Annotated in this window: 22 protein-coding genes; 17 read left to right on the top strand and 5 right to left on the bottom strand. The window is 61.0% G+C overall.

What is annotated here, in order from left to right; all coding sequences use genetic code 11:
* Positions 1-19: 19 nt before the first annotated feature.
* On the bottom strand, positions 20-1,159 hold the full coding sequence (locus tag HJC04_RS14555; RefSeq protein WP_210628158.1) for a sugar ABC transporter substrate-binding protein: 1,140 nt from the start codon (positions 1,157-1,159) through the stop codon (positions 20-22).
* 224 nt (positions 1,160-1,383) lie between these two features.
* On the opposite strand from HJC04_RS14555, the gene HJC04_RS14550 reads away from it, so the two are divergent.
* From HJC04_RS14550 to HJC04_RS14520, 7 genes are all read left to right on the top strand, one after another.
* Positions 1,384-2,388, top strand: a complete 1,005-nt coding sequence (locus HJC04_RS14550) for a LacI family DNA-binding transcriptional regulator (RefSeq protein WP_221146528.1) — start codon at positions 1,384-1,386, stop codon at positions 2,386-2,388.
* Positions 2,389-2,473: 85 nt separating this feature from the next.
* Positions 2,474-3,061, top strand: coding sequence for an ANTAR domain-containing response regulator (locus tag HJC04_RS14545; protein WP_221146527.1), 588 nt, complete (start codon positions 2,474-2,476; stop codon positions 3,059-3,061).
* Between the two features lie 34 nt (positions 3,062-3,095).
* On the top strand, positions 3,096-4,376 hold the full coding sequence (locus HJC04_RS14540) for a CmpA/NrtA family ABC transporter substrate-binding protein (RefSeq protein ID WP_221146526.1): 1,281 nt from the start codon (positions 3,096-3,098) through the stop codon (positions 4,374-4,376).
* Positions 4,377-4,858: 482 nt separating this feature from the next.
* Positions 4,859-6,100, top strand: a complete 1,242-nt coding sequence (locus HJC04_RS14535; protein WP_210628161.1) for a nitrate/nitrite transporter — start codon at positions 4,859-4,861, stop codon at positions 6,098-6,100.
* 16 nt (positions 6,101-6,116) lie between these two features.
* The gene (nirB, locus tag HJC04_RS14530; RefSeq protein WP_210628162.1) at positions 6,117-8,567 is read left to right on the top strand and encodes a nitrite reductase large subunit NirB; all 2,451 of its coding nucleotides are present in this window, start codon (positions 6,117-6,119) and stop codon (positions 8,565-8,567) included.
* 10 nt (positions 8,568-8,577) lie between these two features.
* Positions 8,578-8,922, top strand: coding sequence for a nitrite reductase small subunit NirD (nirD, locus tag HJC04_RS14525; protein WP_210628163.1), 345 nt, complete (start codon positions 8,578-8,580; stop codon positions 8,920-8,922).
* Positions 8,923-11,580: a nitrate reductase gene (locus tag HJC04_RS14520; RefSeq protein ID WP_221146525.1), complete on the top strand. Its 2,658-nt coding sequence runs from the start codon at positions 8,923-8,925 to the stop codon at positions 11,578-11,580. It abuts the gene before it with no gap.
* Positions 11,581-11,610: 30 nt separating this feature from the next.
* On the opposite strand, the gene HJC04_RS14515 is transcribed toward HJC04_RS14520, so the two are convergent.
* Positions 11,611-12,276, bottom strand: a complete 666-nt coding sequence (locus HJC04_RS14515) for an HAD-IA family hydrolase (RefSeq protein ID WP_405047658.1) — start codon at positions 12,274-12,276, stop codon at positions 11,611-11,613.
* Between the two features lie 260 nt (positions 12,277-12,536).
* Here HJC04_RS14515 and HJC04_RS14510 point away from each other — a divergent pair, with 260 nt between their 5' ends.
* The gene (locus HJC04_RS14510; protein WP_221146524.1) at positions 12,537-12,863 is read left to right on the top strand and encodes a hypothetical protein; all 327 of its coding nucleotides are present in this window, start codon (positions 12,537-12,539) and stop codon (positions 12,861-12,863) included.
* A gap of 159 nt (positions 12,864-13,022) precedes the next feature.
* Here HJC04_RS14510 and HJC04_RS14505 read toward each other — a convergent pair whose 3' ends face one another.
* Complete coding sequence (locus HJC04_RS14505; RefSeq protein ID WP_221122770.1) at positions 13,023-13,859, bottom strand: SDR family oxidoreductase; 837 nt, start codon at positions 13,857-13,859, stop codon at positions 13,023-13,025.
* Positions 13,860-13,958: 99 nt separating this feature from the next.
* Positions 13,959-14,603, bottom strand: a complete 645-nt coding sequence (locus tag HJC04_RS14500; RefSeq protein ID WP_221122769.1) for a ChrR family anti-sigma-E factor — start codon at positions 14,601-14,603, stop codon at positions 13,959-13,961.
* Between the two features lie 238 nt (positions 14,604-14,841).
* Between HJC04_RS14500 and HJC04_RS14495 the strand changes: the two genes are divergently transcribed.
* The 5 genes from HJC04_RS14495 to HJC04_RS14475 all read left to right on the top strand — a co-directional run bounded on the left by HJC04_RS14495 (position 14,842) and on the right by HJC04_RS14475 (position 18,685).
* Positions 14,842-15,879 carry a cysteine synthase A gene (locus HJC04_RS14495; protein ID WP_210628169.1) on the top strand — a complete coding sequence of 346 codons (1,038 nt, stop codon included), beginning with the start codon at positions 14,842-14,844 and terminating at the stop codon, positions 15,877-15,879.
* A 5-nt stretch (positions 15,880-15,884) separates the two neighbouring features.
* A complete protein-coding gene (locus tag HJC04_RS14490) occupies positions 15,885-16,622 on the top strand; it encodes an alanyl-tRNA editing protein (protein WP_138396748.1) in 738 nt (245 codons plus the stop codon).
* A 15-nt stretch (positions 16,623-16,637) separates the two neighbouring features.
* Complete coding sequence (gene sseA, locus HJC04_RS14485; protein WP_221146523.1) at positions 16,638-17,507, top strand: 3-mercaptopyruvate sulfurtransferase; 870 nt, start codon at positions 16,638-16,640, stop codon at positions 17,505-17,507.
* 6 nt (positions 17,508-17,513) lie between these two features.
* The gene (locus tag HJC04_RS14480) at positions 17,514-18,074 is read left to right on the top strand and encodes a GNAT family N-acetyltransferase (RefSeq protein ID WP_210628171.1); all 561 of its coding nucleotides are present in this window, start codon (positions 17,514-17,516) and stop codon (positions 18,072-18,074) included.
* 101 nt (positions 18,075-18,175) lie between these two features.
* Complete coding sequence (locus HJC04_RS14475; RefSeq protein WP_210628172.1) at positions 18,176-18,685, top strand: DUF1203 domain-containing protein; 510 nt, start codon at positions 18,176-18,178, stop codon at positions 18,683-18,685.
* Between the two features lie 16 nt (positions 18,686-18,701).
* On the opposite strand, the gene ald is transcribed toward HJC04_RS14475, so the two are convergent.
* Positions 18,702-19,820 carry an alanine dehydrogenase gene (gene ald, locus HJC04_RS14470; protein WP_221146522.1) on the bottom strand — a complete coding sequence of 373 codons (1,119 nt, stop codon included), beginning with the start codon at positions 19,818-19,820 and terminating at the stop codon, positions 18,702-18,704.
* A 156-nt stretch (positions 19,821-19,976) separates the two neighbouring features.
* Between ald and HJC04_RS14465 the strand changes: the two genes are divergently transcribed.
* The 4 genes from HJC04_RS14465 to HJC04_RS14450 all read left to right on the top strand — a co-directional run bounded on the left by HJC04_RS14465 (position 19,977) and on the right by HJC04_RS14450 (position 24,252).
* Positions 19,977-20,438, top strand: coding sequence for an Lrp/AsnC family transcriptional regulator (locus HJC04_RS14465; RefSeq protein ID WP_210628174.1), 462 nt, complete (start codon positions 19,977-19,979; stop codon positions 20,436-20,438).
* 73 nt (positions 20,439-20,511) lie between these two features.
* Complete coding sequence (locus HJC04_RS14460) at positions 20,512-21,423, top strand: DMT family transporter (RefSeq protein ID WP_221146521.1); 912 nt, start codon at positions 20,512-20,514, stop codon at positions 21,421-21,423.
* 151 nt (positions 21,424-21,574) lie between these two features.
* Positions 21,575-21,976 (top strand): PilZ domain-containing protein, encoded by a 402-nt coding sequence (locus HJC04_RS14455; RefSeq protein ID WP_221122766.1) that lies wholly within the window; start codon positions 21,575-21,577, stop codon positions 21,974-21,976.
* A gap of 287 nt (positions 21,977-22,263) precedes the next feature.
* A complete protein-coding gene (locus HJC04_RS14450; protein WP_221146520.1) occupies positions 22,264-24,252 on the top strand; it encodes a bifunctional 2',3'-cyclic-nucleotide 2'-phosphodiesterase/3'-nucleotidase in 1,989 nt (662 codons plus the stop codon).
* The last annotated feature ends 15 nt before the right edge of the window (positions 24,253-24,267 follow it).

Below are 24,267 nucleotides of genomic sequence, written 5' to 3'. Positions count from 1 at the left end.
TCATATCCGAGGAAGGCTGCTATTGGTTCTCTTTGGTCTGCCCCATGATTTCCTGGGCGGTAAAATTGATGCCGCAGGTCGGGAAGGAATTGCCGACGAAGAAGTTGTCGGATTGAGTTGGATAATAATCCTGACCATCCTTGAAATCCGGGTCAGAAACCAGCGCTGTCGGCAGCTTGATCGCCTGTGGCACGACCTGGCCCTCAAGTGCCGCGATCGCGGTCTTGATGGCGACGGCGACCTGGGCCGGTCCCGTGCCGGCGGACGAACATTTCAAGCCGTCGGCGGCATGGGCGGCGCAGAATTTGCGGAAACCGTTTTCCGTCTCACCGCCGAAAGGAACAAAGGGATGTTTGGCATCGATCATCGCCTGCACGACGCCGGTATCACCGCCCTGGGCAGTGATACCGTCGAACGGGCCGTTGGTGGCGATGGCATCGGCCGCCGCCTTCTGAGCAACGCCGTCATCCCATTTTCCGACCACTTCGGTCACGGTGAATTTCTTGCCGGAGGCGTCCAGGGTCTCATGGATGCCATTGTGACGATCCGTGTCCACCGAAGTGCCGGCGACGCCGCGCACTTCCAGCACCTTGCCGCCATTCGGCAGATGCTTGATCAGCCAGTCTGCCCAGATGACGCCGAGCCCCTTCTGATCGACGTTGACGTTGATCGCGTCCTTGGTGTCAAGAATGTTGTCGAAGGCAACGAGGATCACACCGGCCTGTTTGGCGCGCTTGATCACCGGGCCGAAGGCGGTGGGATTTTGAGCGTTCACCACGATGGCGTCATAACCGGCATCGATGAAGTTGTTGATCGCGGAGATCTGTGCCGGCACGTCCTCGCCGGTCGAAACAACCTTGAATTCCTTGAGCTTGGCCGCGACATCCGGTTGAGCGGCATAGGCCTTGGCCGTCTGCACCATCTGGATACGCCAAGTATTGGCGATATAGCCGTTCGCCAGCGCGATACGATAGGGGCCGTCCTTCTTCGGATACTGCAGGAACTGTGTGTCCGCTGCCCAGGGCACCATGCATCCGGGGTCGGCGGCGGGACCGGATACGACCTTTGGCTCCGCGCTGGCCGCGCCACAGAGCAAGGCAAATGCGGACGCAGAAAACGCGGCAATACGGGCGAGTTTTGCTTTCTTCACCTTACGCATGAATGTTCTCCTCCTCCGGCGAACTGAGCCGCCTCTTCTATGCTTCTAAATGTGCATATTTGGCCCGGAAATATTCCATCCCTATTTTTCCGGTACATTTCAAATTAACATAGCTGACAGCGCTGTCAAATCGCATTTGTTAGCGCTATCAACTATAGTTGTGGCAATGTTGTTTGCCATGAGAGAATATGAAATCTGATTTTTCAAACGAGCGGCGGAACTCCATGCGGCGGATAACCCTTGATGACGTTGCCAATCTCGCGGGTGTCAGCCCGATTACTGTTTCGAGAGTATTACGCAAGCCTCATGCGGTCTCGCCAGCCCTGCGGCTGCGCGTCGACGCCGCCATCAAGGAACTCGGCTATGTCCCCAATATAGCCGCAAGCCGCCTCGCCTCCGCGCGCACGCATGCGATCGGCGTCATTGTTCCGACCCTCTACAACGTCATCTTCGCGGAATATCTGTTTGCGCTGCACGACGTCCTGGTCGCCGCGGGCTTCCAGGTAATCGTCGTCAATAGCCGCTATTCCGAGATCGAGGAGGAAAACGCCATCAAGGCGCTTCTCGGCCAGGGGGTAGAGGCGATCATCATCACTGGTACTCATCACACGCCACTATCGCGGCAGCTTCTGGCACAAGCGCATCTTCCCGTGGTCGAGACCTTCGAGCTTTCGGCGGATCCGATCGATCTCAATATCGGCATGTCGCAGGAACAAGCCGGGCAGACCGCCACGCAACATCTGATCGAACGCGGCCTACGCCGGATCGCGTTCCTCACCGGCAATCTCGATCACCGTGCTCAGTCGCGCTTCGACGGCTACCGAGCGGCGATGCAGCAGGCCGATTTGCCGAATATGCAGATCATCGCCGAGAAGCCGCGCTACAGCTCCGTCGCGCTCGGCTCCAATCTCTTCGCCATCACGTGTGCCGGCGGCGAGGTTCCGGAGGCGATCTTCTGCACGGATGACAATCTGGCGCTCGGCGCCATGCAGGAGTGCCGCAAACGCGGCATTCGGGTGCCGGACGACATAGCGATCATGGGATTTCATGATCTCGAATTTGCCGCCTGCGCCGCACCGTCCCTCTCCTCGGTCCTGACCCGCCGCTTCGAAACCGGAAAACTGGCCGCTGAAAAGGTGCTGACCGCGCTCACCTCCTCCGTCACATCCAAACGGCAGCAGATTGATCTTGGCTACGCCTTAATTCCGCGCGAAAGCACCGCAACATGATTATAATTTGTGCAGCGTTTTCTTGCGCACATTTTTCGGGCGTACATCTTGCAAAAATTGCTGCAGCGCGTCATAAATTGTACCAATGACGCATCGCTATCTGACAATTCTGGTGATCGACGAAAATGCCATACGCGCCTCCATCATCGAGGAAGGACTGCGCGAGGCAGGGCATGCGCGCGTCACCGTGGTGCATGAGGTCAACGGCATCGCGCGAACGATCGAAACGCTGATGCCTGACGTGATCATCATCGATATCGAAAATCCCAACCGCGATATGATGGAACATCTGTTCCAGCTGACGCGCACGGTCAGCCGCCCGATCGCCATGTTTGTCGATCGCTCCGATACGGCGTCGATCGAGGCCGCCGTCGACGCCGGCGTCTCGGCCTATATCGTCGACGGATTGAAGAAGGAGCGAGTCAAGCCGATCCTCGACATGGCCGTCAGCCGCTTCAATGCCTTCAGCCGGCTGCGGCGCGAACTCGCCGATGCCCGCTCGGCGCTTGAAGAACGCAAGCTCATCGAGCGCGCCAAGGGCATACTCATGAAAATGCGCGGCCTCTCCGAGGAAGAGGCCTTCGCCCTGCTGCGCCAGACGGCAATGAACGAAAAGAAGAAGATGTCGGAGATCGCTCAGAGCGTCGTCACCGCCGCGGGGCTTTTGATGTAATGGCCGATATTGCGAGTTTCCGGAGGACACCGGAGTGGATATGATGACGAAGACCGCCAATTCCGGCGGGCTGCCCTTGCCCGCACGTGTGAACAACGAAGGCGCGAAGGTGCTGCGGGCGGGGTTCATTCCGCTTGTCGACGCATCAGTGCTGATTGCGGCGACAGAATTCGGTTTTGCACGGAAAGAAGGCCTGACCCTCGATCTCGTCAAGGACGTTTCCTGGGCGAATGTTCGCGACCGCCTGGCGTTTCGCCAGTTCGACATCGCCCATATGCTTTCGCCGATGCCGGTCGCTTCAATGCTCGGCCTCGGTTCCAACCCGTCGCCGACGATCACGCCTTTTTCGTTGGGGCGCGGCGGCAATGCCATCACCCTGTCGGCCCGGCTCTTCGAGAGGATGCGCGAGGACGCCCGCTTGCCGGAAACGGCAGGCGCGCTCGCCAATGCCTGCGCCTTGGCAAAGACATTGGCGACAATGAAGGCACGCAAAGAGCCGCTGCCGACCTTCGGCGTTACCTATCCCTTCTCTTCCCATAATTACGAATTCCGTTACTGGCTGGCGGCGGGCGGCATCGATCCCGACAAGGACGTCAAGCTCGTCGTCGTGCCGCCGCCGATGACGTCCGACGCGCTGGCGGCCGGTGCGATCGACGGGTTCTGTGTAGGCGCCCCGTGGAATATGGTTGCCTCTGAGCGCGGGCTCGGCCGTATCGTCGCCGCCAAGCAGGATATTTGGCCCTCGGCTCCTGAAAAGGTGATCGGCATGCGGCCGGATTGGGCCGAAAGCCATCCCGAAACCGTTTCCCGATTGATCGTGGCGCTCGACGCTGCAGCGCGTTGGTGCGACCGCTCGGACAATCACGACGCGTTGGCGGCCGCCCTTGCCGATCCCCGTTACATCGCCGCCCCGGTAAACATCATCCGCAGCGTTCTCGCCGGCGAATTCAACCTCGATGCCAGGAGCAACCGCCGCGTCATCCCCGATTATTTCCAGTTCCATTCCGGTTTCGCCAACTATCCGAGGCCGAGCCATGCCCTCTGGATTTACAGCCAGATGATTCGCTGGGGGCAGGCCGAGACCAGCCTCAACAAGGCACGGGCCGCCACCTCCGCCTACCGCCCGGACCTCTATCGCGCAGCTCTAGGCGACAACAACGCGCCTGTTGACGCCGATATTCGCATCGAAGGCGGCGAAGAGAACGATCGCTTCATGGATGGTCGGATCTTCGATCCCGCAGAGCTGCCGGATTATGTCGCGGGCTTTGCCGTCAGGAGTACCCTGCCCTTCTTCACCGGCAACGACGAAAGCTGATGCCAGACCTGCCTGCACAAAACGCCAGCACGGATCGGCGCTCGCCCTATCGCAACGCACAAAAGATTTGCACTTCTGCCGCTGCTCGAAAAACAGGCAAGGCCAAAATCTCCCTCGAAGAGCTTTTATTTCAAAGACTTGAGCAACACGTAGAAAATTGGCACGCGGTTTGCATTGCTTGTATTGCACAGATCAACGACGATCGGGGCAAGGGCACACGCAGGCGCTCATCAAGACACGGGCTACGTTGCGACATGCAAAGCAAACGGTAGTCGATCAAATTTTCGGCAACCCGGTATTCGGGTTGCTTTGAGGTAGATAGGCCGGAAGGCCAATGATTGGGCGTCCAACGGCGGACGCCGCCAGCAAAGCCGCTGATCAGGATATTCGCGCGCCTCGTGCAAGCGCGTCCTGACCAGCGGCTTTTTTGTTTTAACCCCCAGCAATGGATCGGCACGACCTTGTCGGGCCACGGAGAAGCTATGTCTGCCATTGAGAAAGTGCAGCCCATGTCAGCCGGCGAACCAGCCAAAGCACTGTGGATCTCCACTGTGGCCTTCACCCTCTGTTTTGCCGTGTGGACGATCTTCGCGATCATCGGCATCCGCATCAAACAGGAACTCGGGCTGAACGAGGCCGAGTTCGGCCTGCTGATCGGCACGCCCGTGCTCACAGGTTCGATCGTCCGCATCGTTCTCGGCATCTGGACAGGGCGTTACGGCGGCCGTCTCGTTTACACGCTGACGATGCTTGCCGCCGCATTGGCGACGTTCCTGCTTTCCTACGCCCACACCTACACGCAGATGCTGATCGCCGGCCTCGGTGTCGGTCTCGCCGGCGGCTCCTTCGCAGTCGGCGTCGCCTATGTCTCGCCTTTCTTCCCGGCGGAGAAGCAGGGGACGGCGCTCGGCATCTTCGGCGCCGGCAATGTCGGCGCGGCCGTCACCAAATTCGCGGCCCCCTTCGTTCTGCTCGCATGGGGCTGGCAGGCGGTTGCCGAGATCTGGGCCGTCGGCCTGGCGCTGATGGCAATCGTCTTCTGGTTCACCACATCAGATGACCCGGCCTTCCGGCTGCGCCGCAACCGCGGCGTCGCCTCCAAGAGCCTGGCCGAGGAATTCGCGCCGCTGCAGAACGTTCAGGTCTGGCGCTTCTCGCTCTATTATTTCTTCGCCTTCGGCGGCTTCGTCGCCCTTTCCTTGTGGCTGCCGCGCTATCTCGTCGGCGTCTACGGCTTCAACCTGGAAACGGCCGGCATGATCGCGGCCGCCTACTCCATCCCGGGCAGCATCTTCCGCGCCTTCGGCGGCGTGCTGTCGGACAAGAAGGGCGCGCGCAGCGTCATGTACGCGATGTTTGCCGTGTCGGCTGTGGCCACCCTCATCCTTTCGCTGCCGGCCACAGCGATCACTCCGGTCATCTTCATCGTCGTCATCTTCGCGCTCGGCTTCTTCATGAGCCTCGGCAAGGCCGCCGTCTACAAGCACATTCCGGCCTACTACCCCGACAGCGTCGGCGCCGTCGGCGGCATCGTCGGCATGATGGGCGGGCTCGGCGGCTTCATCCTGCCGATCGCCTTTGGCCTCCTCAAGGATATGACCGGCCTTTGGTCCAGCTGTTTCCTGCTGCTTTTCGCGATCGTCGCGATCTCGCTCATCTGGATGCACCTGTCCGTCAAGCAATTGTCGCGCGAGGGGCACTCCGCGCCCGTGGCTGCAACCTGATCTAAGGACTGTAGATATGACTGAAAAACTCGTTATCATCGGCAATGGCATGGCGCCCGGGCGCATGCTGGAGCACCTCTTCGAACAGGCGCCCGGACGCTATGAAGTGACGATCTTCAATGCCGAGCCGCGCGTCAATTACGACCGCATCATGCTGTCGCCGGTTCTCTCCGGGGAAAAGGACTACGAGCAGATCATCATTCACGGTGACGGCTGGTATATCAAGCACGGCATCATGCTCTACAAGGGCCACAAGATCGTCAACATCGATCGCGAAGCCAAGACCGTAACGTCAGACCACGGCGTCACCGAAAGCTACGACAAGCTGGTGATCGCAACCGGTTCGGTGCCCTTCATCATCCCGGTTCCAGGCAAGGATCTGCCGGGCGTCATCACCTATCGCGATCTCGACGACGTGCAGGCCATGCTGCTTGCCGCCCAGTCGCGCGAAAAGGCCGTCGTCATCGGCGGCGGCCTGCTCGGTCTGGAAGCGGCGGCCGGCCTTGCCCAGCGCGGCATGGACGTCACCGTCCTGCACGTCATGCCGACGCTGATGGAGCGCCAGCTCGATCCTGCCGCCGGCTATCTCCTGCAGAAGGCGGTCGAGGAACGCGGCATCAAGGTGATCTGCAAGGCTAACACCAAGGCAATCATCGGCAACGGCAGGGTCGAAGGCATCGAGCTCGATGACGGCCGCATCATCCCGGCAACCCTCGTCGTCATGGCCGTCGGCATCCGGCCGAATGTCGGTCTGGCGAAGGACGCCGGTCTTGCGGTCAACCGCGGCATCGTCGTCGATGCCGGCATGCAGACCTCTGACGGCGATATCCTGGCGCTCGGCGAATGCGCCGAGGTGGGCGGCATGGTCTACGGCCTCGTCGCGCCGCTCTATGAAATGGCCCGTATCGCCGCCGCCCATCTCTCGGGCGATCGGTCCCCCGCCTTCGTTCACGCGGACACGCCGACCAAGCTGAAGGTCACCGGCATCGAACTCTATTCGCTCGGCGATTTTGCCGACGGCGACGATCGCGAGGAGATCGTGCTGCGCGATGCCAGCGCCGGCGTCTACAAGCGCCTGGTCCTGAAGGACAACAAGATCATCGGCACCGTGCTCTATGGCGAAACCGCCGACGGCGCGTGGTTCAACGACCTGAAGAAGAAGGCGACCGACATTTCGGAGATGCGCGAAACGCTGATCTTCGGTCAGGCCTATCAGGGAGGGTCGCCGCTGGACCCTATGGCGGCCGTTGCAGCCTTGCCGGATGACGCGGAAATCTGTGGCTGCAACGGCGTATGCAAGGGCAAGATCACCTCGACGATCAAGTCGAAGGGGCTGACGTCGCTCGACGATGTGCGCGCCCATACGAAGGCATCCGCCTCGTGCGGCTCCTGCACCGGCCTCGTCGAGCAACTGATGGCGCTGACGCTCGGCGACAGCTACAATCCGGCTGCCGTGCAGCCGATGTGCACCTGCACCGAGCTTGGCCATGACGACGTTCGCCGGCTGATCAAGGCCAAGGGCCTGAAGAGCATCCCTGCCGTCATGCAGGAGCTGGAATGGAAAACTTCATGCGGCTGCGCCAAATGTCGGCCGGCGCTCAACTATTACCTCGTCTGCGACTGGCCGGATGAATATGCCGACGACTATCAGTCGCGTTTCATCAACGAGCGCGTCCACGCCAATATCCAGAAGGACGGCACCTATTCCGTCGTTCCGCGCATGTGGGGCGGCGTCACCAATTCGAACGAGCTGCGCGCTATCGCCGATGTCGTCGACAAGTTCGAGATCCCGATGGTGAAGGTGACGGGCGGCCAGCGCATCGACCTGCTCGGCATCGAGAAGGAAGATCTACCCGCCGTCTGGGCCGATCTCGGCAAGGCCGGCTTCGTCTCGGGCCAGGCCTATGCCAAGGGTCTGCGTACCGTGAAGACCTGTGTGGGATCGGACTGGTGCCGTTTCGGCACCCAGGATTCGACCGGGCTCGGCATCCGCATCGAGAAGTTCATGTGGGGCTCCTGGACGCCGGCCAAGCTGAAAATGGCGGTGTCCGGCTGCCCGCGCAACTGCGCGGAAGCAACCTGCAAGGATATCGGCGTGATCTGTGTGGATTCCGGTTTCGAGATCCACTTCGCCGGTGCGGCCGGTCTCGACATCAAGGGCACCGAGGTGCTCGGGCTGGTGAAGACCGAAGACGAGGCGCTGGAGCATATCGTGGCCCTGACGCAGATGTATCGCGAACAGGCCCGGTACCTCGAGCGCATCTACAAGTGGGCCAAGCGTATCGGCCTGGAGGAAATCCGCCGGCAGATCATGGGCGATGCCGAAAAGCGCAAAGCCTATTACGACCGCTTCGTCTTCTCCCAGAAATTCGCCCAGGTCGATCCGTGGTCGGAGCGTGTCTCCGGCAAGGACAAGCACGAGTTCAAGCCGATGGCGACGATCGGCTACCCGCAGGCAGCTGAATAAGGAGATTGATATGACCTGGCCCAATGAAAACTGGCATCCGATCGGTGACATCTCCGATATCCCCTTGCGTGGTGCACGCTGCGTGAAGACGCCGCAGGGCAAGATCGCCGTCTTCCGCACGGCCGAAAATGAGGTTTTCGCCATCGAGGACCACTGCCCGCACAAGGGCGGTCCGCTCTCGCAAGGGATCGTGCACGCCAAAGCCGTCACCTGCCCTCTGCACAACTGGGTGATCTCTCTCGAAACCGGCAAGGCGCTCGGCGCCGACGAGGGCGCGGTGCGGATCATCCCGATCCGTAACGAGGACGGCGCTCTCTTCATCGCGCTCGAAAGCCTGATGATGGCGGCGGAATAGATGACGACAGAGGTCAAGACCACGTGTCCCTATTGTGGCGTCGGCTGCGGCGTCGTCGCCACGGTCGACGAGGCTGGCGCGGTCAGCGTCAAGGGCGATCCCGAGCATCCGTCGAATTTCGGCCGGCTCTGCTCAAAGGGTTCGGCTCTTGCCGAAACCATCGATCTCGACGGCCGGCTTCTCTATCCCGAAATCTCGGGCGAACGCAGCGGCTGGGAGGAGGCGCTCGATCTCGTCGCCCGGCGCTTTTCCGAAACCGTCGCCGAACACGGGCCGGATTCGGTTGCCTTCTACGTCTCGGGGCAACTGCTGACCGAAGATTATTACATCGCCAACAAGCTGATGAAGGGCTTCATCGGCTCAGCTAATATCGACACCAATTCCAGGCTCTGCATGTCCTCGTCCGTCGCGGGCCATCGTCGTGCTTTCGGCGCCGATACGGTGCCCGGAACCTATGAGGATATCGAGCTTGCCGACCTGGTGGTCCTGACCGGCTCCAACCTCGCCTGGTGCCACCCTGTCATCTACCAGCGGCTCGCTGCCGCAAAGGTGGTGCGGCCCAACATGCGCATCGTTGTCATCGACCCGCGCCGGACGATGACATGCGATATCGCCGACCTGCATCTCGCAATCCGCCCGGACGGCGACGTCACCCTGTTCACGGGACTGCTTGCGCATCTCGCCACGAGCCCGGCGATCGACCAGAACTATATCGCCGCCCATACGGAAGGCTTCGGCGACGCCTTTGCGGCAGCGGCCGCGCTTGATATCAACGAGCTCCTGGAACGGACCGGCCTGCCGGCCATGCAGATCCGGGAGTTCTTCCGCCTGTTCGAGACGACTGAGAAGGTTGTCACCTGCTACAGCCAGGGCGTCAACCAATCCTCCTCCGGCACCGACAAGGTCAATGCCATCCTCAACTGCCACCTCGCGACCGGCCGCATCGGCCGTCCCGGCATGGGGCCGTTCTCGCTGACCGGCCAGCCCAACGCCATGGGCGGGCGTGAGGTCGGCGGCCTTGCCAATATGCTTGCGGCCCATATGGCGATCGAGAATGCGGATGACCGGGACCGCGTGCGACGCTTCTGGAATTCGCCCGTCATTGCCGCAAAGCCCGGTTTGAAAGCGGTCGACATGTTCCGCGCAGTGGCGGACGGACGCATCAAGGCGCTCTGGGTGATGGCCACCAATCCTGTTGTGTCGATGCCGGATGCCGACAGCGTCGAAAGCGCGATCGCCGCCTGTCCCTTCGTCGTCGTGTCGGACATCCTGAAAGAGACGGATACGACCCGCCACGCCCATGTGCTTTTGCCCTCGCTCGGCTGGGGCGAGAAGAATGGTACCGTCACCAATTCCGAACGCCGCATTTCCAGGCAGCGGCCGTTTCTCGACGTCCCGGGCGACGCCAGGGCCGACTGGTGGCAGCTTGCGGAGGTCGGACGCCGCATGGGATTCGGCGCCGCCTTCAACTTTGACGCGCCGGCGGCAATCTTTGCGGAACATGCCGCGCTTTCCGCCTTCGAAAACAACGGCAGCCGCGACTTCGATATCGGCGTCCACGCCGACATCAGCGGTGGCGCCTTCGACGAACTGTCGCCCTTTCAATGGCCGCAGCCGGCAGGGACGGCTCCCGCCGTCACCCGCTTCTTCGCCGGGGGCGGCTTCTTCCATCCCGATGGCAAGGCGCGCTTCGTTGCGGTCAAACCACCGGCAACCGATCGTACCAATGCCGATTTTCCCTTCACCCTGAACACCGGCCGCATCCGCGACCAGTGGCACACGATGACACGAACCGGAAAGAGCGCGCGGCTTTCCGCCCATATCGCCGAACCCTTTGCCGAGATCCATCCGCGCGATGCGATCGAGAACGGCATATCAAGCGCCGGCCTCGTCGAAATCGAGAGCCCCCAGGGCACAGCAATCGTGCGGGCGCTGGTGGCCGACCGCCAAGCGCGCGGCGGCGTTTTCGCACCGATGCACTGGAACGACCAGTTCGCGGCAAAAGCGCGGATCGACGCCGTGGTCGCGCCGATCACCGACCCTCTTTCCGGCCAACCGGCGTCGAAGAATGTTGCCGTTGCCGTTCGGCCCTTCCGCGCCACCCATTACGGTTTCGCGGTCTCGGCCATCAAACCGGACACACCCGCCGCGGCCTATTGGGCGGTGGCAAAGGCTGCCGGCGGCTGGCGGCTGGAGCTTGCCTTCACCGAGGCTGTCGAAGACTGGACGGCTTGGTGCCGGAAGGTCTTCGCCATTCCGGCCGAGATCGAACCCCTGGGTTACGCCGATCGGCAATCCGGCGACCTGAGGCTCGCCTTCTTCGATGGCGAGATCCTGCTTGCCGCTCTGTTTCTCGCTCGCGAACCGGTTGCCGTCGCACGCAACTGGGCAATCTCGCAACTCTCCGTCGTGCATGGCGACCTCAGGAAACGCTTTGCGCTGGTCGCAGGCCGCCCCGGGGCCGGTCGACCGGATCCCGGTGCCACCGTCTGCTCCTGCTTCAGTATCGGGGTCAACCAGATCGCTGCCGCGGTGCGCGGCGGATGCCATAGCGTCGAAGCGGTGGGCAAGGAAACGAGCGCCGGAACCAATTGCGGCTCCTGCCGCAGCGAAATCGGCAGGATCATCGATCGCTGTCTTGCCGCAGCGGCGGAGTGAATGCGCAACCGCGGATGCTGACGTCGGATGTCAGGTTGCGCTCGGAACGACAAGCATTTGACGGTCGGCTGAGATGCGGACGGCGATCTCGTCATAGGAAGAGATGGTCGGATGCGGCGTCTCCATCTTATGGTGATGGGTTGCCGTAACGACCATGACATCAGCGCCCGCCGCCTCGGCGGCCTTGATGCCAGCTGCAACATCCTCAAACACCAGACAATCCCGCGTGCTGACGCCGAGGCGTTCGGCGCCGAGAATATAACATTGCGGATCGGGCTTTCCGACCGTCACATCCTCCGCCGTCACCATGAATTTCGGCAGAGGCAGGCCAGCCGCTTCCATCCGGCGGTGGGCAAGACGCGAGGGCGAAGAGGTGACGATCGCCCAGCGATCCAGCGGCAGCGAACTGAGGAACGCCGCGGCACCGGAAATGGCAACGACATCGCCGACATCGGCAATTTCAGCCTCGGTCACCAGCCTTGCCTCGTGTTCGGGATCGACGCCCGGCAGGTTAAGCCGGGTGATTGTGTCAATGCCACGCGATCCATGCATCTTCGGCAAGAAGGCGCCGACATCGAGCCCATGGCCTCTTGCCCAGTCGCTCCAAACACGCTCGGCCGCGAGGATCGAATTGAGGATGGTGCCGTCCATGTCGAAGAGGAAGGCGGCATAAGGCTTTTCGAAGCCATGGGGCATCGGCGGGTACAAGGGCGTAGCTCGATAAGGAGGAGTGTCGGACGGTGGTGGTGCCGATGAAACGGCAAATCGCTGCGTTTTGCAAGCCTGCGCAGGACAGCGACGCTGCGTGGTTTGGAGCCTTTCCAGCAACTTGGGCCGTTAAGGTTTGCGCTCGATGCAAACTCCGCGTGCAGGTTTTTCAAAAAGATCGGAACAATGACTCCTGCAGGTGGTTACTCAGAGGTCATCCGTGATGAAAATCAAAGGAGGATATCCTCATGACCAAATCCCTTATTGCCGCTTCGCTGCTCGCGATCGGCATGGCATCGTCAGCCTTTGCTCAGTCGAATCCGGATCCCATCGGACCGACAAATGGCGGCTCGACCGATCCGGGTTCGGGTAACTATTCGTCCGATTACACCAACAGCGACAATGGCATGCACCCTGTCCAGGTCGCGCCCGTCGATCCGACCACGACCCAGAGCATCCGACCGCCGCAGGCGATGGAATGCGCCGGCATGCCGCAGCAGCGGACCGGTGTCGATACGCGCGGCGGTGAGAGCGGCGCATCAATCAGCGAAGCCTGCCGCGAATACGACAACTGAGCAGGCAATCGCCCGTTTTGAAACATGTCGCGCAAAAGCCCACCACATCGGAAAAGGCCGGTTTATGCCGGCCTTTTCATGTCGCGGCGAATAAAGACTTCTTCCGCATCAGACCTTTTGATCCGCGCGTTCCGACCACCCGTCTTATTGCGCCATTGATCATTCCGCAGGGTGCGGCATCACCGGATGGTGATCATCGAGCGGTGGCCGCTGCCGCCAGCCAGTCAGATGGTTCATCAGCGGGAAATAAGCGCCATAAGGCAGCAGACGCGCCAGCTTCAGCATCGTCGTGAAGCGCCTGGGGAAAGCGATCTCGAAAGCCTCCGATTTCAGCCCGGCAGCAATCTGGCGGGCAGCCTCCTCGGGCGACACCAGCGCCGCTGACATGGGAAATGCGCTCTTCCCCACTGACGGCGTGTCAACGAAGCCAGGGCTGATGAGCTGGATGCGGATGCCCATCTTGTCGAGATCGAATTTCAGGCTTTCGGCCATGTTGATCAACGCCGCCTTGGTGGCGCCATAGGCAGCCCCCGTCGGCAGGCCCCCATAGCCTGTGGCGGAAGAGACGATGGCGATCTGTCCCTGCCCTTTCGCTTTCATATGGCGGATCGTCGGCAACAGACAGTTGACGACGCCGGAAAGATTGACCGCAAAGCTCATTTCGAAATCGGCGCGGTTCAGGTCTTCGGCGTGAACAGGCAGATGGATACCGGCATTGAGGATGGCCATGGCCAGCGTGCCATGCTCATATTCGATCGAGGCCAGGACATGTTCCATGTCCTCAGCATCGGTGACATCACCGTCGAGGACGATAATGTTGCCGGAAAGGCCGCTGGCTTCGGCCTGCAGCTCGACCAGCTTTTCGTGGCTTCTGGCGGTGACCGCGACCTTGTATCCTTCGCCGGCAAGCTTCAGCGCAAGCGCCCGGCCGATACCCGAGCTCGCGCCCGAGATCCAGACGATTCCATGTTCGGGACGGGCGATGAAATCACGCATGACATGCTCCTCCGGCTCTGCCTGACCAGCACGAAAACAGGCCCGGAAGTTCTTTGCGCCTCCCGGATTTACGGCTTTATCACACCATTGTGGCTGCTTTCAGCCGATCAGGTCGCCGATCATCTGACGAAAGGACCCGGTCAGCCGGATCGGTCCATCCGAAACAGCCAAGGCAATGCAAGGCCTGTCCCTTTCGGCAACCGGCCGGTGATCGACAGTTTCATCGGCAATCGAGATGTCGCCGGGGCCGAAATGGCCGCGCTCATCGTTGAAAGCCCCGTCGAGAACGAGGATCAGTTCCACGCCTTTATGCGTGTGCGCCGGAAAGGCGCGTCCAGGGCGAATCCACATCAGACGGACCTCGCAGCCGTCCATGTTGAGCGAGTATTCTTTAAATCCGGGCAGCCGCCTGCGCCAGGCGACCTCCTCGACTTCGAAGCCGACAAGGTCGCGCAGCCCACGGGGAAACAGCGCAGTTGCCGGTCTCCTGGCTGCCTCTGGCTCAGAATCGGAAGAAGCGGTGGAGAAGATTGCCGCAAGGTGCTGCTTGCGGTCGGCAATGGCGGCTTCCGTCGTGTTTTCCAGCGCCTCTCCGGCCAGCAGCTCGAGTGCCTTCACCAAGTTGCGATTGTCAGGTTTCATTTCCAGGTGGGAGTGTACGAGCACGCGTGCCGGCTCGGGCAAGGAGCCGGCGACATAATGCGCCATCAATGCGTCGATCGTGTCGATCTGCTTGTAATCCATTCGGTTTTCGGCCACGCCCCGCTGCCCGTGTTCCGTTGTCGCTTTGTCCTCATCCGTACGGGGAAAGTCAATCTTCGGATCACCGCGACACGGTGGGATCGCGCTCGCGGGCCATTTCGGGCAAGAAAGCTAAATTTTATCGTGGCCGTCAGGGGCATGGAATAGCATTTCTTGCCAACACAGCCTTGTGAAGGGAAAAGACCGTTCCTAAAGTAAGAGTTCGAAAGAGGCAGATTCCATGACCTTCCATCCCTCCGTCCTCGAAGCCATCGGCAGCACGCCGCTGATCAAACTCAAGGGTGCCTCCGCGGCAACCGGCTGCACCATTCTCGGCAAGGCGGAGTTCCTGAACCCCGGCCAGTCGGTGAAGGACCGTGCCGCGCTCTACATTATCCGCGATGCGGAGCGGAAGGGGCTGCTTCGGCCCGGCGGCGTCATCGTCGAAGGCACGGCCGGCAATACCGGCATCGGGCTGACGCTGGTCGCCAAGGCGCTCGGCTACCGCACCGTCATCGTCATCCCGGAAACGCAGAGCCAGGAAAAGAAGGACGCGCTGAAGCTGCTCGGCGCCGAACTCGTCGAAGTGCCGGCCGTTCCCTACAAGAACCCGAACAACTACGTGAGAGTGTCCGGGCGCCTTGCCGAGCAAATGGCAAAGAGCGAACCGAACGGCGCGATCTGGGCGAACCAGTTCGACAACGTCGCCAACCGGCAGGCGCATGTCGAAACGACCGCGCCGGAAATCTGGAAGGATACCGACGGCAAAATCGACGGCTTTATCTGCTCCGTCGGTTCCGGCGGCACGCTGGCAGGTGTCGCTGCCGGCCTCAAGGCCTTCAAGGCCGACGTCAAGATCGGCATCGCCGATCCCGATGGCGCCGCTCTCTACGAATTCTACAAGAACGGCACGCTGAAATCCGAAGGTTCATCGATCACCGAGGGCATCGGCCAGGGCCGCATCACCGCCAATCTCGAGGGCTTCATGCCGGACTTTTCCTATCGGGTCTCCGATGCCGAAGCACTTCCCTATCTTTTCGATCTCGTCGAAAACGAGGGCCTGTGCCTCGGCGGCTCGACGGCGATCAATGTTGCCGGCGCCGTCAATCTCGCCCGGGACCTCGGCCCCGGTCACACGGTGGTGACAATCCTCTGCGACTACGGCAACCGCTACCAGTCGAAGCTTTTCAATCCGGATTTCCTGAGGTCGAAAGGACTGCCCGTTCCGGGCTGGATGGCTCGGTCTTCCGACATACACGTTCCCTACGAACCCGTGTGAGACCGATGCCCGTCAATGCCCTCTATCGTGACGACTTCTATCTCTCGACATGCGAGGCGGTCGTCACCGCCGTTCACGACGACGGGGGCATCGAGCTCAACCAGACCTGCTTTTATGCCACTTCGGGTGGCCAGCCCGGTGACACTGGCCAGCTTGAACGCGCCGACGGCACCAAGATCGCACTCGGCCAGACGAAACACGGCGCCGGCAAGGACGTCATCATCCACGTGCCGCTCGAGAACGAGCCGCGGCCGGAGGTTGGCGAGACGCTGGTGCTGCATGTCGACTGGCCGCGCCGCTACCGGCTGATGCGCATGCACACGGCCTGCCACCTGCTGTCGGTCATCTGCTCCTATCCGATCACCGGGGCCGCGGTCGGCGAGGAAGAAAGCCGCGTCGACTTCGACATGAGCGAGACGATCGACAAGGACGAGGTCACGGCCAAGCTGATGGAACTCGTCGGCCAGAACCATCCGGTCTACTTGCAATGGATTACCGACGACGAGCTTGCGGCCAACCCAGACATCGTCAAATCAAAGAACGTGCGCCCGCCGATGGGGCTCGGCCGGGTCAGTCTGGTCTGTATCGGCGAGAACTCCTCGATTGACAGCCAGCCCTGCGGCGGCACACATGTCTCGGAGACGCAGGAAGTCGGTCAGATCCATATCGCCAAGATCGAAAAGAAGGGCAAGGAGAACCGCCGCTTCCGAATCCGATTCGGCACGCCCGGCGAAGAAGCCTGACAAGGGGAGACCATAATGACTGAGAGCAAGAGCCGTTTCGTCGTCTCGGCCGACTGGCTGCAGGCCGAGCTCGGCAAGCCGGATCTGCGCGTGCTGGACGCCTCCTTCTACCTGCCGGCGCAGAAGCGCGACGCCGATGCCGAATATGCGGCCGGCCATATTCCCGGGGCCATCCGCTTCGATCAGGACAAGATCGCCGACCACTCGACGTCTTTGCCCCACACCATCCCCTCGCCCGATTACTTCGCCGCCGAAGTCGGCAAGCTCGGCATCAGCGAGAATCATCGCATCGTCGTCTATGACGGTATCGGCGTGTTTGCCTCGCCCCGCGTCTGGTGGCTGTTCCGGGTGATGGGCACCAAGAACGTCTTCGTCCTCGACGGCGGTCTCGACGGCTGGAAGGCCGAGGGCCGTCCGCTCGAAACAGCGGCCCCCAGCTATGCCCCGACGACGTTTACGCCTGACTTCGACGAGAGCCGCGTCGTGACGCTGGATACCATGCGTGACATCGTCTCGAGCGGTGCGATGCAGATCGCCGACGCCCGTAGCGCCGGCCGCTTCGCCGCTACCGAACCCGAGCCGCGTGCCGGCATGCGCTCCGGCCATATGCCCGGCGCCCGAAGCCTGCCCTCCGGTGTCTTCGCCAACCAGGATCGGTTCAAGTCGCTACCCGAACTCAGGCAGACGATCGAAAAGGCCGGGATTGATCTCTCTAAGCCGGTCGTCACCTCCTGCGGCTCGGGAATAACGGCCGCGATCATCACGCTGGCGCTGGAATCCCTCGGCCATCACGACAATAAGCTTTATGATGGTTCATGGAGCGAATGGGGCAGCCGTGACGATACCCCTGTTGTCACCGGTCCACCGACGCCGGTCAAAGCCTGAACCGCCATGGGAAAGACGCCCGCTTCGCTCAAAGCTCATATCACCCGTCTTGAAATGACAGCGGCGCCGAAGGCCAGCATGCCGGTGCCCGTCAATATCCAGACGGCGATCATGCGTGCGCCAGGCATACCACTGCCCTTCTACCGCTATCTCTACCGACAGGTGGGGGCGCGCTGGCAATGGGTGGACCGGCTGCGCATGAGCGATGAGCAACTCACCGAAACGCTGAACGACAAGCGCAACAATATCAGCGTCCTCTACGTGAATGGCGCGCCGGCTGGATTCTACGAGTATTTCTGCGAGGACGAGGAGACGATCGAACTTAGCCATTTCGGCCTGATCGAACATGCGCTCGGGCTTGGCATCGGCAAATGGTTTCTGCTGCAGGCGCTCTATGCGATCTGGGCGCTCGATCCGAAGCGCGTCACCACGACCACCAATAATCTCGACCATCCGCGCGCACTGCAGCTCTATCAGATGTACGGCTTCTCCCCTGTGTCCACAGGCACCGGCATTGTGCGGCCGCTGAGTGACAAGGAACTGCTGGAGCTTGCGCGGAAAAGCTGAAGGTTTGATTTGCTCGTCCAAGGGCTGTCTGCGTGCAAGAAACGGGTGGTTTGCACGCTCGTCCAGGTGCAATTTCATGGCAATCACAAAGGAGATTTGTCATGACCGTCATTCGTTTTGCCGCTATGCCGACCGCCGATGCCGATGCCCTCTGGAACGGTGGCCGTGATGCCTATGACAACCTGCCCGAGACGATGATATCAGACGGTGACGGCAACCCCTGCCGCCATTGCCTGCAGAATATCGAAGAAGGCGAGGAACTGCTGGTTTTCGCCTACCGGCCCTTTCCGGCGCTGCAGCCCTATGCCGAAACCGGGCCGGTCTTCCTGCATAAACAAGTCTGCCGACGCTACGCCGCCGAGGAGGTCCAACCGCCGATGCTGACGATGAGCCCCAATTTCATCGTCCGCGGCTACAGTACGAATGATCGCATCGTCTACGGCACCGGCGCGGTGACCGATTTCGACCAAATTCCGGCCTATGCCGAGACACTGCTGGCACGAGCCGACATAGCCTATGTCCATGTGCGTTCGGCACGAAACAATTGCTTCCAGTGTCGGATCGACAAGGTAAAGGCGCCGGCCCTGATAGAGACCGGCGCCTTTACGTGACCTTGGGCCAGACAGCTTACGCGACGTTGAGCACGCCTTCCGGCGCGAAGGCTTCGTAACCGAGCGCCTCCGCGACCGGCTTGTTGGTGATGCGGCCCTTGTGCACGTTGAGGCCGTTCCTCAGGTGCTTATCTTCGGTGATGGCGCGCAGGCCGCGGTCGGCAAGCGCAAGCCCGTGGACCAGCGTGGCGTTGTTCAGCGCATGCGCCGACGTGACCGGTACTGCGCCGGGCATGTTGGCGACGCAATAATGCACCACGCCCTCGACCTCATAAGTCGGATCGGAATGCGTCGTCGCATGCGAGGTTTCGAAGCAGCCGCCCTGGTCGATGGCGACGTCGACAATGACGGCGCCCTTCTTCATGCCGGACAGCATCTCACGGGTAACGAGCTTCGGAGCGGCAGCACCCGGGATCAGCACAGCGCCGATGATGAGATCGGCCGAGAAGACCTCCTCCTCGAGCGCCTGAATGCTGGAATAACGGGTGTGGACACGGCCGGCGAAAATGTCATCGAGCTGACGCAGGCGCGGCAGGGATTTATCGAGGATGCTGACATCGGCGCCGAGTCCGGCGGCCATTCTGGCGGCATGCAGGCCGACTACGCCGCCGCCGATGACTGCGACCTTGGCCGGCAGCACGCCGGGCACGCCGCCGAGCAGGACACCGAGACCGCCATTGGCCTTCTGCAAGGCTGTCGCTCCCGCCTGGATAGACAGGCGCCCGGCGACTTCGGACATCGGCGCCAGCAGCGGCAGGCCGCCGCGCTCGTCGGTCACCGTCTCATAGGCGATGGCGGTGACGCCGGAGGCGAGAAGACCTTTGGTCTGATCGGGATCGGGCGCCAGATGCAGATAGGTGTAGAGCAACTGACCATCGCGAAGCTGCTCCCATTCCGAGGGCTGCGGCTCCTTGACTTTGACGATCATGTCGCACTTTTCGAAAATATCCTTGGCGGAGGCGGCAATCTTCGCGCCGGCCGCGGCATAGGCGGCATCATCTGCACCGATGCCGGCACCCGCCTTGGTTTCCACCCAGACCTCGTGGCCATGAGCCACATATTCGCGCACCGAAGCAGGCGTCAGGCCGACGCGATATTCATGATTCTTGATTTCCTTCGGGCAACCGACACGCATTTCGCGTTCCTCTCCTTCTGTCTCCGCGGTCGCGGATCTCCTCTGCGACCGATCCAACCATCAAGGCTGCGAAATGTCCTTGCAAAGACGGTTTGCGCAGATGCGATTTTTCGGTGATTATTGCGTCACTAACTCTTATTTTCGAAGGTTCTTCGAATGGTCAACCTTGACACCATCGATCTTGCGATTCTGAAGGTTTTGCAGGCCAATGCCCGCATCACCAATGCCGAGCTCGCCGAGCGGATCGGACTTTCCCCCTCGGCCTGTTCGCGCCGGCTCGACATTCTTGAAAGAAGCGGCGTCATTGACGGCTACCATGCGCGGCTTTCGCACAAGGCGCTCGACTACAAGATGATCGCCATCGTGCATATTTCACTCTCAGGCCAGTTCGCCAAGACGTTGGCGGAGTTCGAGTCGGCGGTGAAGCTCTGTCCCAACGTGCTCGTCTGCTACCTGATGTCGGGCGAATATGACTACATCCTCAGGGTCGCTGCCCGCGACCTCGAAGACTATGAGCGTATCCATCGCGACTGGCTGTCGGCCCTCCCCCATGTAGTCAAGATCAATTCGAGTTTCGCGCTCAGAGAAATCATCGACAGGCCGAATGTAGGGTTTTGAGGCCTTGCTTATTTCCCGAATGCCTGACCAGACTTTCGCCACGCGCGGGCGTCTCCCGCTTATTGGCCCTGTCATGAAATCGAAGACACACGGTTACATTTTCGCCCTGCTGGCGCTGACCATCTTTTCGCTGCAGGACGCCATCTCCAAACACCTGGCTTCCACCTATCCCCCGATCTTCGTGACGATGATCCGCTACTGGGCCTTCGGGCTTTTCACAGTCATTCTCGCTTCGAAGATGCGCGGCGGTCTCAAGGCGACGGCCCGTACCAAACGCCCCGTCCTGCAGGTGGCGCGCGGTGTGCTGCTCGCGGTCCAGGTGGTTCTGGCCATCACCTGTTTTGCCGTGATCGGCCTTGCCCGTTCACAGGCGATCTTTTCGGCGACGCCGATCCTCATCGCACTGCTGGCAATGCCGATCCTCGGCGAGCGAGTCGGATGGCGGCGATGGGCGGCAATCGGCGCCGGGCTTTTTGGAGTGCTGCTGATCCTGAAACCGGAAGGCGATTTTTTCGACGTGAAGCTGCTTCTCGCCGTCGCCTCCTGTTTCAATTTCGCCTTCTACGTCATCGCCACACGCCTCGTCAGCCGCGACGATTCTTCGACGACCAGCTTTTTCTATACCGGTGTCGTCGGCGCCGTCGCGATGACGCTGATCGGGCCGTTCTACTGGAGCTGGATGTCATCGGGCGACTGGGGCTGGATGGCGCTGGTCTGTATGACCAGCATTTCCAGCCATTATTTCCTGATCCGCGCCTACGATAGTCTCGATGCCGCCGCCGTTCAGCCGCTGACCTATCTGTCCCTCGTCTACGCTTCGATCATCGGCGTGACGATCTATGGCGAGACGCTCAGTCTCAACACGATCGTCGGCTCGGCAATCGTGGTTGGAGCCGGCATCTTCACGGTCTGGCGCGAACATGTGGTGGCGCGCAGAACGGCCAACGCCCGCGGCGTCGCATTGGAGTCAGGCGACCTGCGCTAGCGGGTCTTACACCATTGGCTTTCCAGAATCGCTGCACGCATCTTGGCGACCTGCAGTAACGCCAACCGTTTCATTGCAATTTTAGCCAAGCCACTAAAACCATTTCAATTTTCGGGCGCTATGCTCTCCGACTGTATCCGAGGGAGACAGCATGACCCGAAACTTGAAAATCACCGCGCGAAAGGCGGACCGGCAAAACTGCCGTGTCTTCGGCAGCGTCAAATATCTGAACAGCGAAGTGGATGTCCGCATTCTCAACCTGTCGGTGACCGGCGCCGCCCTGGAGACGAAGACGCCACTCCATGCCGCTTCCGGCAGCAAGGTGCGCATCGAAGCCGAAAATATCGGACTGCTCGAAGGCATCATCCGCTGGAAGCACAATGGCCGCATCGGCGTGCAGTTCGATGTGAATTCGAATTCGCGGGCACAGGTCTCTTCCTATTTCCGCTTTTTCCATAAGGAAATACGGCCGGTGCTGGCGGTTCGTCAGCTTAGAGCCGCGACCAGCGGCGACCGCCCACCTCATTTGGCGACGTCGACGCTGAAATCGTAAGGCCGCACCGTCTTTGCGCCGAGGCACATCGCCGCCGTAAGTCACCTGCGTTTTGTCGACCACACCGGCCGCGGTGCGCCCGAAATCTTTGACCCTTTGCAGTGACGACGCTGCTCGCGCCGCGCCCGAGGGCTTCAGTCGGAAGATCTCGCTATAGGTTGCGTTTTAAAACCATTTCGCCTTTGCCACGGATTGTTTCCGTCCTGTCATTTTCGCAGTGTACTCCTCGCCAAATCGTCCTAATGCTGAGGGGCCGGACGATGCATGATCTTTAAAGGAGAGCTTCCATGTCTTCCATTTTCGATGTCGGCCTGATGAGCCGCCGTTCCCTGCTTGGCGGCCTTGCCGCCACCTCCGCCCTGGTGCTGCTGCACCCATTCAGTGCGCGTGCCAGCGCCAACCAGGCGCATCTCCGGCTGATGGAAACGACGGACATTCACGTCAACGTCTTCCCCTATGACTATTATGCCGACAAGCCGAACGACACGATGGGTCTGGCGCGCACCGGGACGATCATCGACAATATCCGTGCGGAAGCCGTCAACTCGCTGCTGATCGACAATGGCGATGTGCTGCAGGGCAATCCGATGGGCGACTACATGGCCTATCAGCACGGCATGAAGGACGGCGACGTCCATCCCGTGATCAAGGCGATGAACACGCTCGGCTATACCGTCGGCACGCTCGGGAATCACGAGTTCAACTACGGCCTCGACTTCATGTTCAAGGTGCTGTCGGGCGCCAACTTCCCCTTCGTCTGCGCCAACCTGACCAAAGGCCAGCTCGCCTCGGACCCCAAGCGGGACGACCTCTTCTTCAAGCCTTACGTCATCGTGGAAAAGCAGATCAAGGACGGTGCCGGCAAGGAAAGCCCGGTCAAGATCGGCTTCATCGGTTTCGTACCGCCGCAGATCATGCTCTGGGACATCAAGAACCTTGAAGGCAAGGCGCAGACGCGCGACATCGTCGAGGCCGCCAAGGCCTGGGTCCCCGCGATGAAGGAAGCCGGCGCCGATATCGTCATCGCGCTTTCCCATTCCGGCATCGACGGCAGCGCGCCGTCCGAAAAGATGGAAAACGCCTCACTGCATCTGGCCGCCGTCGACGGGATCGACGCGATCTTCACCGGTCACCAGCATCTCGTCTTCCCCGGCCCGAAGAGCTGGGACGGCGTCGCCAATGCCGACCCGGTCAAGGGCACACTGCATGGCAAGCCCGCCGTGATGGCAGGCTTCTGGGGCTCGCATCTCGGCCTTATCGACCTGCTGCTCGAAAAGGACGGCAACAGCTGGAAGATCGTCGATTTCACCTCGGAAGCACGGCCGATCTATCATCGCGACGACAAGAAGAAAGTCGTCGCCGATTACGCCGACAAGAAAGAGGTGGTCGAGGCGGCCAAATCAGAGCATGCGGCGACGCTCGCCTACGTCCGCACGCCCGTCGGCAAGACCTCCGCGCCGCTCTATTCCTATTTCGCGCTCGTCGCCGACGATCCTTCCGTGCAGGTCGTCAGCCAGGCCCAGACCTGGTACATCAAGCAGATGCTCGCCGACACTGAATTCAAGGATCTGCCGGTGCTTTCGGCCGCGGCTCCCTTCAAGGCCGGCGGTCGAGGCGGCGCGGATTATTATACCGACGTTCCGGCCGGCGATATCGCCATCAAGAACGTCGCCGACCTCTACCTCTATCCGAACACGGTGCAGGCTGTCGCCATCACCGGCGCGCAGGTGAAGAACTGGCTCGAAATGTCTGCCGGCATGTTCAATCACATCGAAGCCGGCTCGAAGGATGCGGCTCTGCTCAACAACGACTTCCCGTCCTATAATTTCGACGTCATCGACGGGGTCACCTACCAGATCGACCTGTCGCAGCCGCCGAAGTATGATTCATCCGGCAAGACGATCAATCCGGACTCCAATCGCATCCAGAATCTCGCCTTCGATGGCAAGCCGATCGATCCGGCTCAGAAGTTCGTCGTCGTCACCAACAATTACCGCGCCGGCGGCGGCGGCAGTTTCCCCGAGATTGCAGCGGACAAGGTGATCTTCCAGGCACCTGATACCAATCGCGACGTCATCGTCCGCTATGTCCACGACCAGGGTACGATCAATCCGTCGGCCGATGCGAACTGGACCTTCAAGCCGCTACCGGGAACGACCGTCACCTTCGAAAGCGGTCCCAAGGCAAAACAGTTCCTAGCCGCGGTCAAGAGCGTCAAGATCGAGGATGCCGGCGACGGTGCCGACGGCTTCTCGAAGTTCCGGCTGGTTCTCTAAGGGCAGAATCTGGAG

Source organism: Rhizobium sp. NLR8a, from assembly GCF_019685235.1.
Taxonomy (GTDB): Bacteria; Pseudomonadota; Alphaproteobacteria; order Rhizobiales; family Rhizobiaceae; genus Rhizobium.
This window is presented reverse-complemented; position numbering and strand designations above follow the sequence as displayed.

Coding starts and splice junctions, on each gene's coding strand:
- HJC04_RS14505 (WP_221122770.1), bottom strand. CDS start 13,859: ATGCGTGATTTCATCGCCCGTCCCGAACATGGAATCGTCTGGATCTCG.
- HJC04_RS14495 (WP_210628169.1), top strand. CDS start 14,842: ATGACCTTCCATCCCTCCGTCCTCGAAGCCATCGGCAGCACGCCGCTG.
- HJC04_RS14480 (WP_210628171.1), top strand. CDS start 17,514: ATGGGAAAGACGCCCGCTTCGCTCAAAGCTCATATCACCCGTCTTGAA.
- HJC04_RS14475 (WP_210628172.1), top strand. CDS start 18,176: ATGACCGTCATTCGTTTTGCCGCTATGCCGACCGCCGATGCCGATGCC.
- HJC04_RS14455 (WP_221122766.1), top strand. CDS start 21,575: ATGACCCGAAACTTGAAAATCACCGCGCGAAAGGCGGACCGGCAAAAC.
- HJC04_RS14545 (WP_221146527.1), top strand. CDS start 2,474: ATGACGCATCGCTATCTGACAATTCTGGTGATCGACGAAAATGCCATA.
- ald (WP_221146522.1), bottom strand. CDS start 19,820: ATGCGTGTCGGTTGCCCGAAGGAAATCAAGAATCATGAATATCGCGTC.
- sseA (WP_221146523.1), top strand. CDS start 16,638: ATGACTGAGAGCAAGAGCCGTTTCGTCGTCTCGGCCGACTGGCTGCAG.
- HJC04_RS14520 (WP_221146525.1), top strand. CDS start 8,923: ATGACGACAGAGGTCAAGACCACGTGTCCCTATTGTGGCGTCGGCTGC.
- HJC04_RS14535 (WP_210628161.1), top strand. CDS start 4,859: ATGTCTGCCATTGAGAAAGTGCAGCCCATGTCAGCCGGCGAACCAGCC.
- HJC04_RS14555 (WP_210628158.1), bottom strand. CDS start 1,159: ATGCGTAAGGTGAAGAAAGCAAAACTCGCCCGTATTGCCGCGTTTTCT.
- HJC04_RS14465 (WP_210628174.1), top strand. CDS start 19,977: ATGGTCAACCTTGACACCATCGATCTTGCGATTCTGAAGGTTTTGCAG.
- HJC04_RS14500 (WP_221122769.1), bottom strand. CDS start 14,603: ATGGATTACAAGCAGATCGACACGATCGACGCATTGATGGCGCATTAT.
- HJC04_RS14515 (WP_405047658.1), bottom strand. CDS start 12,276: ATGCCCCATGGCTTCGAAAAGCCTTATGCCGCCTTCCTCTTCGACATG.
- HJC04_RS14460 (WP_221146521.1), top strand. CDS start 20,512: ATGAAATCGAAGACACACGGTTACATTTTCGCCCTGCTGGCGCTGACC.
- HJC04_RS14450 (WP_221146520.1), top strand. CDS start 22,264: ATGTCTTCCATTTTCGATGTCGGCCTGATGAGCCGCCGTTCCCTGCTT.
- nirD (WP_210628163.1), top strand. CDS start 8,578: ATGACCTGGCCCAATGAAAACTGGCATCCGATCGGTGACATCTCCGAT.
- HJC04_RS14550 (WP_221146528.1), top strand. CDS start 1,384: ATGCGGCGGATAACCCTTGATGACGTTGCCAATCTCGCGGGTGTCAGC.
- HJC04_RS14510 (WP_221146524.1), top strand. CDS start 12,537: ATGACCAAATCCCTTATTGCCGCTTCGCTGCTCGCGATCGGCATGGCA.
- nirB (WP_210628162.1), top strand. CDS start 6,117: ATGACTGAAAAACTCGTTATCATCGGCAATGGCATGGCGCCCGGGCGC.
- HJC04_RS14490 (WP_138396748.1), top strand. CDS start 15,885: ATGCCCGTCAATGCCCTCTATCGTGACGACTTCTATCTCTCGACATGC.